We start from the raw sequence: 8,650 nt of genomic DNA on the forward strand, positions 1-8,650 counted from the left end.
AGGAAAAGAAAACCAATTTAAAGACATCTATAGAGAGCTGGTGCCAAGTGGGGCAAGTATTTAATTCATCCAATCCAATCCTTTTGTTAATTGCATGTATTCTCACCTTTATTGCATCTTACACAGCACTGGATTTATTAACTATGCTGCGTACATCTAAACGTAATCAAAAATTCTTATTTCTAGGAAGCAGCTTTTCAATGGGGACGGCTGTCTGGACCATGAACTTTTTTGGAATCCTATCCCTTGATCATACAGGTTCCACTTCTTATAATATATCGTTGACGATTTTATCATTCGTACTAGGTGTAGCTTTGGCAGCTATGGGTTTTTTAGCTGTTTCGGCTGATTCGATTTCTCTGCGAAAAGTGATAGAATGCAGCATGCTGCTTACGATGTCCGTATTATCCAATTACATTATTGGTATGTATTCCTTAAATCATAATCTGACGTTTCATAGCGGGTATCTATTTATATCTGTATTATTTATCTTTTCCTTGTTTTTGTTTGCATTTATGCTTCTTTACTATTCAAAGCACCAGAAGACAGGTGTTAACTACTGGCATAAGCCATTAAGCGCTTTTATCATGACAGGGTCCATTGCAGAAGGTCATTTTTTGTTAACAAGATCACTTCCTGCAAAAGAGCCGATCGAAACGATTAATCAACTGATGAACGATACGTCATTTGTGGTGTATTTAGTGTTCTTCGTGGCAATCTGTATTGTTGCAGGGTTAATTGCCACAAGTACCATCATTAGTAAACGATTAGCAAAAAGTGATAAATACGTTTTCGATATTACTTATGCACTGGATCAATCTTCTATTGTCGCGATAACGGATGAAAAGGGGATTATTACGAAGGTGAATAAAGGGTTCTGTGATATATCGAAGTATAGCGAAGAAGAACTGATTGGAAAAAATCATCGAATTATTAATTCTCACTATCACTCAAAAGATTTTTTTGCTGATTTATGGTCAACTATTCAGAACGGAGAAGTATGGAAGGGCGAAATCCGTAACAAAGCTAAGGATGGAAGCGTTTATTGGGTCAATACTACAATTGTGCCCTTTCGTAACGGAGATGGAGAGGTTTATCAATATTTATCCATCCGAAATGACATCACCGAACAGAAAGAAGTTGAGAATAAACTACATCAACAGGATAAGCTGGCAGCTGTCGGCCAATTGGCAGCCGGAGTCGCCCATGAAATTCGGAATCCATTAACATCCATGAAAGGGTATGCTGAATTTCTACAACTCGATGAAGAAAGTGAAGACAGGCTGGAGTACCTGGATATCATTTTAGATGAAATTGAACGAGTCAATTTAATTGTTGAGGAATTTATGGTTTTATCTAAACCGCAAATCTTGAACCTTGAGAATAAAAATATCGTTCCGATTCTCGAAAGTGTTTTATCCTTGGTCAAATTTGATTCAGAAAAGCGAAACATCAAAATATTACTAAAAATAGATAATGAAGTGAGCCTAGTTGCTTGTGATGAAAACCGTTTAAAGCAGGTCATTTTAAATTTTGTGAAGAATGCAATGGAAGCCATGCCTGGTGGAGGGGTGCTAACTGTAATTCTTAGCCATGCAAATGACCAGGTACGCTTGGCGATTCAAGATACAGGAATAGGCATTCCTGAGGACAAGCTGAAGAAATTAGGAGAACCATTTTTCACGACAAAGAAAACGGGGAATGGACTGGGATTAATGGTCAGCTTTAAAATTATCGAGGGTCATAATGGCAATGTACTTGTGGATAGTGTAGTAAATAAAGGAACGACGTTTACCATTGTCCTTCCGCTTATATCATCCAGTGAATTAATCAGTGTGGGGGAGACGAAACTTGGATAAACAAATAACTAGAAATCTCCTGCAATTTAAGGGATTTTATCTTTTTTCTTTTTTTGCGGTCGGCAGTTTAACACCGCTCTTAAGTGTGTATTTAAGCGAAGTAGAAAAGATGAATGGTTATCAAATTGGGACGATCATGTCGGCAGGCCCAATCGCAATGATGATTATGCAACCAATCTGGGGAATGGTTTGTGACTGGTCTGGAAAACCAGCAAAGATTTTATCTTTGACGACATTACTTGCCGGGGTGCTTGCGCTCGGATATTTGTTTATTCATGATTATCAGTGGCTGGTCATCATTGCTATTATCCTAGCAGTCTTTCAGAGCGCTATTATTCCTGTTTCAGATGGAATATCCCTGCAGTACGCTACTCGGGTTAAAGCGAATTATGGAAATCTACGGCTCTATGGTTCACTTGGCTTTGCACTAGCCGTGTTTATAATGGGCCGGCTGGCAGAAACAACAATTGGGTTGTCGATTATTTTTTATAGTTTCTTTATTACGCTCGTGATTAGTGCCTATTTGGCTTTACGACTGCCTGAAGAACCACAGAGTATGGCAAAACCCAATCTAATCTTTGGTGTTAAAGAACTGTTATCGATTAAACGATTTCTCGTTTTCTTAGCCATTACGTTTCTGATTTTTGGTCCGAATCTTGCCAATAATGTTTACTATGGACTGTTTATAGAAGATCGCGGCGGTACATATACAGGGATTGGAATTGCCTTCTTACTCGCTGTCCTGTCAGAAATTCCTTTTATGCGAGCAGCAGGCTCGTGGGTCAAGAAAATAGGTCTGCTGCCCATTGTTCTAATCGCCGCGTTTTCTTCGCTGCTTCGGTGGGCACTCTATTATTTTGAGCCGAGCTTAAATCTTGTTTATTTTACCTCGGTTATGCAAGGACTATCTATTGGTCTATTCGTACCAGCTGGCCTACAGTACCTTCGTAAAATTGTACCGGTTCATATAATGGTAACAGCTATCACGTTTTATTCCGCGATCGGCAACGGATTAGGCAACTGGTTTAGTACCTTCACCGCAGGAATCATTATGGAAAAAGCAGACATCTATACTGTTTATTTATTTTTTGCTGTACTGTCCTTATTCGGAGTGATCCTGACTCTCTGGCTAATCTGGTTGGAAAGAAAAATAAATAGCAATCATTGAAAAAACCTTGTCATGCTTTTTTAAGCAGGCAAGGTTTTCTTCTATTGTTTTTAAAAATTATGAAGTAAATAGTCAGAATTTATAGTATAATTTGATTTATTAAATTTTTCTTATTAGAAAAGGAGACACCACGATGAATCTATTAATGAGAGTAAGTAAAGCAGCAGGAAATACCTTCGCCATATGGGTATTAGTATTTGCAGGGTTAGCGATGTTATTGCCCAATGGATTTAGCTGGATTGCTCCATACATATCTATTTTACTAGGAATCATTATGTTTGGAATGGGATTGACGCTCTCATTTGATGATTTTAAAGCAGTCGTAAAGCAGCCTAAAAGTGTCTTTGTTGGAGTGGCTGCACAGTTTATTATTATGCCAGGATTGGCCTATTTATTGGCTACAGGCTTTAATCTTTCTCCCGAAGTGGCAGTTGGTGTAATTTTAGTAGGCTGTTGTCCAGGCGGTACAGCTTCCAATGTAATGACCTTTTTAGCAAAAGGAAACACAGCACTGTCAGTAGCGGTAACATCCGTTTCAACTTTGCTTGCCCCGTTCTTGACACCTGCTTTAACGTACCTATTAGCGAGCAAATGGCTGCCGGTATCAGGGAGCGATATGTTACTTTCAATTGTACAGATTGTTTTAATCCCAATCGTGCTGGGTCTTGTTGTAAAGATAATCTTTAAAACACAGGCGACTGAGGTAACAAAAGCTTTGCCGCTTGTTTCAGTAGTAACGATCGTGGCAGTGGTGGCTGCAGTGGTTAGTGTAAATAAAGAAAAAATCCTTGAATCGGGATTTCTTATTTTAGGCATTGTTATCCTGCATAATGTACTTGGCCTTGCTATCGGTTTTCTGGCAGCAAGAGTCCTTAAGATGCCGTTTGCGGATCAAAAAGCAATTTCGATTGAAGTGGGAATGCAGAATTCTGGACTTGGAGCGGCACTTGCTACCGCACATTTTTCTCCGTTAGCAGCTGTCCCAAGTGCAATCTTTAGCGTATGGCACAATATTTCCGGACCTATCTTGGCAACGTATTGGGCAAAACAGGCTGATAAAAAGAAAGTAGAACCAATGGAGACAATTGATCGAATTGGGTGAGGAGGACGTCACTCATGTACCATTGTTGTGCGACATGTAAATCTTTTACTGTTGAGAAGGCAGCGGGAAAAACCATATATAGGTGCTCAAGATTAGGTTTTGAAACCAAGACGACCTTTCAATTTACCTGTTGGGACCCGACAGAAAAAGTAATAGCGCTTATGAAAAAAAGAAAAGATATGTAGGTAACAGCCTCCGTGTGATTTTAACGGAGGTTTTTATGTGCTTGTAAGAGTTCTATTTTTTCTAAAAAAGGGAATCATGTGTTTTAATGGAAAGATATAGAGCGAGAGGGTGATTCATCTGCATACGAAAAGGGTTAGGTACATAACGATTTTTGCTTCGATTGTCTGTTTGTTTTGGCTTTTTTGTTTAGGATGGGCGGTTCAAGACTATTATTCAGCAGCTAGTCCTATTGAGATTAAACAAAAGGAGCCGGAGAAGGCTGTTGACACGGGGAAGTTTTCTTTAGTAGCTCTTGGTGATTCCTTAACGAGAGGGACGGGTGATGAGTCTGGAAAAGGGTATGTAGGGCTCGTTACCGATGATTTAAAAGAACGATTTGGGAAAAAAATTAGTGTTCATAATTTAGGCGTTAGTGGAGCAGTCTCATCTGAATTAAAGAATCAGATGAAGCAAAAGGAGATTAAGCGCCAGCTTGGAGAAGCCGATGCAATTATGCTTACAATTGGCGGGAATGATTTATTTCAGGGTGGACAAACATTAATTGACATTGAAACAGCAGGAATCGAGGACATTCAGGAAAAGTACTTACAAAATTTAAAAGATGTATTTACCACGATTCGATCTGTAAATAATCAGGCAACTGTTTACATGATTGGGCTTTATAATCCCTTTATTGAATTAGAGGATAACGAAACAACGAGTAGTATCGTCAGAGAGTGGAATTTCCAGACTGAGGATTTGGCTTCTTCGTTTTCAGATATTGTATTTGTCCCAACGTACGATATTTTTCAACTATCAGTCAATGATTATCTGTATACAGACAAATTTCACCCTAATAAAGAAGGATATAAACTGATTGCAAAGCGAATTTCACCATTGATTAAATGGGAGGAGGAGAAAAAATGACCAAGACAACTCTTTCCGTACAAAATTTAACAAAAAAATTGGTAAACGGCAAATTATTAAAGGGATTAGTTTTGAATTACAAGCTGGTGAAGTATTTGGCTTCTTGGGACCAAACGGAGCAGGTAAAACGACGACCATTCGGATGCTTGTCGGACTTATTAAACCGACATCAGGAAGTATGGTTGTATGCGGTTACAATGTTCGAACGCACTTTACCAAAGCAATGGAGAAGATTGGCTGTATCGTGGAAAATCCTGAGTTGTACCCATATTTAACAGGGAAAGAAAATCTTCTTCATTTTGCCAGAATGCTGCCAAATATACCGGAAACAAGAATTACTGAGGTAGTGGCCATGGTCGGATTAGAGGCCAGAATTGATGAAAAAGTAAAAACATATTCCCTTGGTATGCGCCAAAGACTGGGGATTGCACAGGCAATGCTTAATCATCCGAAAGTCTTGATTTTGGACGAGCCAACGAATGGGTTAGACCCAGCAGGAATTAGAGAAATGCGTCAATTTATTAGGGAGCTGGCTGAACAGGAGGGACTCAGTGTGTTAGTTTCCAGTCACCTTTTAGGCGAAATTCAGTTGTTATGTGACCGGGTAGCGATCATAAAAAACGGAGAAATTATTCAGGTAGATTCCGTAAAGAACTTACTTAGCAGCCAAGAAAAAATGCTCTGGAAAGTAGATCCGATGGAACGGGGAAAAGCTGTATTAACACAATTGACGGATGTCAGTGAATCCACGGATGGATATTTGGTTACAGCATTTGAGGAAAAAGAAATCCCGAAATGGAATGTAAAGCTCATTAATGAAGGGATATCAGTTCTTGAAATGAACAGAAAACTTCCAGCCCTTGAGGATCTATTCCTTGAAGTGACTGGCGTGGGAGGTAGTTCAATTGAATAAGCTGATACAAAACGAAATGCTGAAACTCCTAGCAAGAAAACGTCTGTTAATTATCACGGCTATTGTAGCAATATTGGTTGCGATGTTTACGTATGCTCAATATAAGGAAACCCAATCACAACGTGAACGTCTGGGCACAATGGAATGGCAGTCGCTATTGCAGCAGCAAATTATCGATTCACAAAACCGACTGGGGTCAAGCCGAATTTCTGATGAATGGCGTCAGCAGCTCCAAGTTAGTATCAAACAATCACAATATTATCTTGATAATAATATTAATCCTTCAGAACCAGGTGCACCTACTTTTGTCCGAATGTTTATTGAGAACTCAAGTGATTTATTTATCCCGCTCTTAATTATGATTATTGCCAGTGATTTGGTTTCTTCAGAGCATAGTTTAGGATCGATAAAGCTGCTTCTAACAAGACCGGTCCAGCGATGGAAAATACTTCTCAGTAAATATGTTGTGCTGCTGCTCTCAACTTCATTGATTGTCCTCGTCACGGCAGCATTAGCTTATGTCATTTCAGGTGCAGTTTTTGGCTATCATGGCTGGACAGCTCCTGTGATTACTGGATTTACTGTTGAAGGAAGCAATCTCAATACAAGTGGAGTCAAATTGATGGATCAGTGGGAATTCTTACTTATGGAAATGGGGTTAGTTTGGTTCGTAGCGGTTGTTGTCGGAACGCTGTCCTTTATGCTTTCAGTATTAATCCGCAGTACTGCAGCAGGAATGGGTGTCATGCTGGCCGCATTAATTTCAGGAATGATTCTAAGTAATATGGTTTCATCTTGGGCGTCTGCTAAGTATTTCTTTATGGTTAACCTTAAATTAACCAGTTATTTAAGTGGTGCCGCACCGCCTATCGAGGGAATGACTTTGTTCTCATCCGTATCGGTCTTATTTGTATGGCTGGTTGCAGCGCTTGTTGTGTCTTTTACTGTTTTTTCCCGTCAAGATGTTTATTAATTCGGAAACAGCCCATGCTATGTGTAAGGGCTGTTTCTTTTGACTAGAAAATCATTTTCGGGGTATCAATAAAGAAAAACAAAGGAGGGGGAAAATATGGATGATAATGGTGTTGGAAAAAAGATACTGCCAGTAACGTCAGTAACAAATGGCGATGGTAAATTTGCGAGAGATGATTTATTTTGTCTGCCTATTCAGATTGTAAATGTTTGTTTTATTGGAAAAAAAGGAGCAAATGAATGGGTCTTGGTAGACGCAGGCATGCCTAAATCGGCAGAAATGATTATCAAGGAAGCTGAATCTTTATATGGGAAAGGTGTTGCGCCGAAAGCCATTATTTTAACACATGGTCATTTTGATCATATTGGGGCAATAGTAGAGTTAGTAGAACACTGGAAATCACCAGTATATGCGCATTCTCTTGAAATGCCTTATCTGACAGGGATCATAGACTACCCAAAACCGGACTCTACGGTGGAAGGCGGGATGGTTGCTAAAATGTCGGGAATGTTTCCGAATAAAGGCATTAATTTAGAAAATCATATTCATCAACTTCCGGCTGATGGCTCAATACAAGATTTGCCAGATTGGGAATGGGTGCATACACCTGGACACACACCCGGACACATTTCATTGTTTCGGAAGTCAGATGGAGCATTGCTTGCAGGTGATGCCTTCGTTACCGTGAAACAAGAAAATCTTTATAAAGTGATAACCCAAGAAAAAGAATTCAGTGGACCACCACGATACTTAACCACAGACTGGGCTGCAGCTAAAAAATCTGTACAGACCCTTGAACAACTGCATCCTACAGTTGCGATAACCGGACACGGTGTTTTCGTTGAAGGAAATGAACTAGCAGAGGGGCTTAGGAATCTATCCGAGAATTTTGATTCAATTGCAAAACCAGATTACGGAAAATATGTTGACGGAAAGGACACACAATGAAAAATTCTAAAAATGAAGAACTAAATACAGAAAAAAAAGGATATTTCTATAATGAAGAAACTGAGGACAAAAACGATTCAATAACATCAGGAGTGGATGAAACCCATGATCAGGTGATGGATGGATATTATTCTGGTACGATTGATCAAGTAGATAAAAAAAGTGATGAACACTAAGTCAAGTGGAACGCTGCTTAATTGGCAGCGTTCTTTTTTGGGGGGAGAAGGTTAGCTAAAGGCAAGATACACTTTTTTATAAGAAAAACGACCTTTGAACCTGCGCTGCTGGATTGATTGGAGCGCCTCAGCAGCTGTTATGTGCGGAACAGCAAGATTAATGTGCGCTTGGAACTGATTAGTGTGCGGAAACGGCATATAGTGTGCGCTTGAGGGCCATTCTTGTGCGGAAGGCTTTTTTAAGAGAGGAAGCTTCTAGTTGGCAGGGGTTGTTAAAAAGAGTCGCTAAGTCTGAACAAGAGTGGATAATCAAGGTCAGCTAAAGGCAAGATACACTTTTTTATAAGAAAAACGGCCTTTGAACCTGCGCTGCTGGATTGATTGGAGCACCTCAGCAGCTGTTATGTGCGGAACAGCTA

At 39.6% G+C, this 8,650-nt stretch carries 7 protein-coding genes and 1 pseudogene; all 8 read left to right on the forward strand.

Annotated features, from left to right (window positions below):
- The first annotated feature begins 47 nt into the window (after positions 1-47).
- Complete coding sequence (locus tag WYK_RS19585; protein WP_081704974.1) at positions 48-1,859, forward strand: ATP-binding protein; 1,812 nt, start codon at positions 48-50, stop codon at positions 1,857-1,859.
- Entirely contained in the window at positions 1,852-3,027 is a 1,176-nt protein-coding gene (locus WYK_RS19590) for an MFS transporter (protein ID WP_040376136.1), read from the forward strand. Before WYK_RS19585 ends, WYK_RS19590 begins: the two co-directional genes overlap by 8 nt.
- Positions 3,028-3,160: 133 nt before the next feature.
- Positions 3,161-4,129 carry a bile acid:sodium symporter family protein gene (locus tag WYK_RS19595; RefSeq protein ID WP_040376137.1) on the forward strand — a complete coding sequence of 323 codons (969 nt, stop codon included), beginning with the start codon at positions 3,161-3,163 and terminating at the stop codon, positions 4,127-4,129.
- A 294-nt stretch (positions 4,130-4,423) separates the two neighbouring features.
- Positions 4,424-5,221, forward strand: coding sequence for an SGNH/GDSL hydrolase family protein (locus tag WYK_RS19600; RefSeq protein ID WP_235782569.1), 798 nt, complete (start codon positions 4,424-4,426; stop codon positions 5,219-5,221).
- Positions 5,218-6,134 (forward strand): annotated as a pseudogene (locus tag WYK_RS19605) (ABC transporter ATP-binding protein). Before WYK_RS19600 ends, WYK_RS19605 begins: the two are co-directional and overlap by 4 nt.
- Positions 6,127-7,107, forward strand: a complete 981-nt coding sequence (locus WYK_RS19610; protein WP_040376138.1) for an ABC transporter permease — start codon at positions 6,127-6,129, stop codon at positions 7,105-7,107. Before WYK_RS19605 ends, WYK_RS19610 begins: the two are co-directional and overlap by 8 nt.
- Positions 7,108-7,203: 96 nt before the next feature.
- A complete protein-coding gene (locus WYK_RS19615; RefSeq protein ID WP_040376139.1) occupies positions 7,204-8,055 on the forward strand; it encodes an MBL fold metallo-hydrolase in 852 nt (283 codons plus the stop codon).
- Complete coding sequence (locus tag WYK_RS19620; protein ID WP_040376140.1) at positions 8,052-8,231, forward strand: DUF4025 domain-containing protein; 180 nt, start codon at positions 8,052-8,054, stop codon at positions 8,229-8,231. Before WYK_RS19615 ends, WYK_RS19620 begins: the two co-directional genes overlap by 4 nt.
- Positions 8,232-8,650: the final 419 nt, after the last annotated feature.

This window comes from Peribacillus psychrosaccharolyticus ATCC 23296 (assembly GCF_000305495.1).
Classification (GTDB): Bacteria; Bacillota; Bacilli; order Bacillales; family DSM-1321; genus Peribacillus; species Peribacillus psychrosaccharolyticus.

What these genes read in the sequence shown, in the direction of transcription:
- WYK_RS19595 (WP_040376137.1), top strand. Translation starts at nt 3,161, where the DNA reads ATGAATCTATTAATGAGAGTAAGTAAAGCAGCAGGAAATACCTTCGCC.
- WYK_RS19615 (WP_040376139.1), top strand. Translation starts at nt 7,204, where the DNA reads ATGGATGATAATGGTGTTGGAAAAAAGATACTGCCAGTAACGTCAGTA.
- WYK_RS19620 (WP_040376140.1), top strand. Translation starts at nt 8,052, where the DNA reads ATGAAAAATTCTAAAAATGAAGAACTAAATACAGAAAAAAAAGGATAT.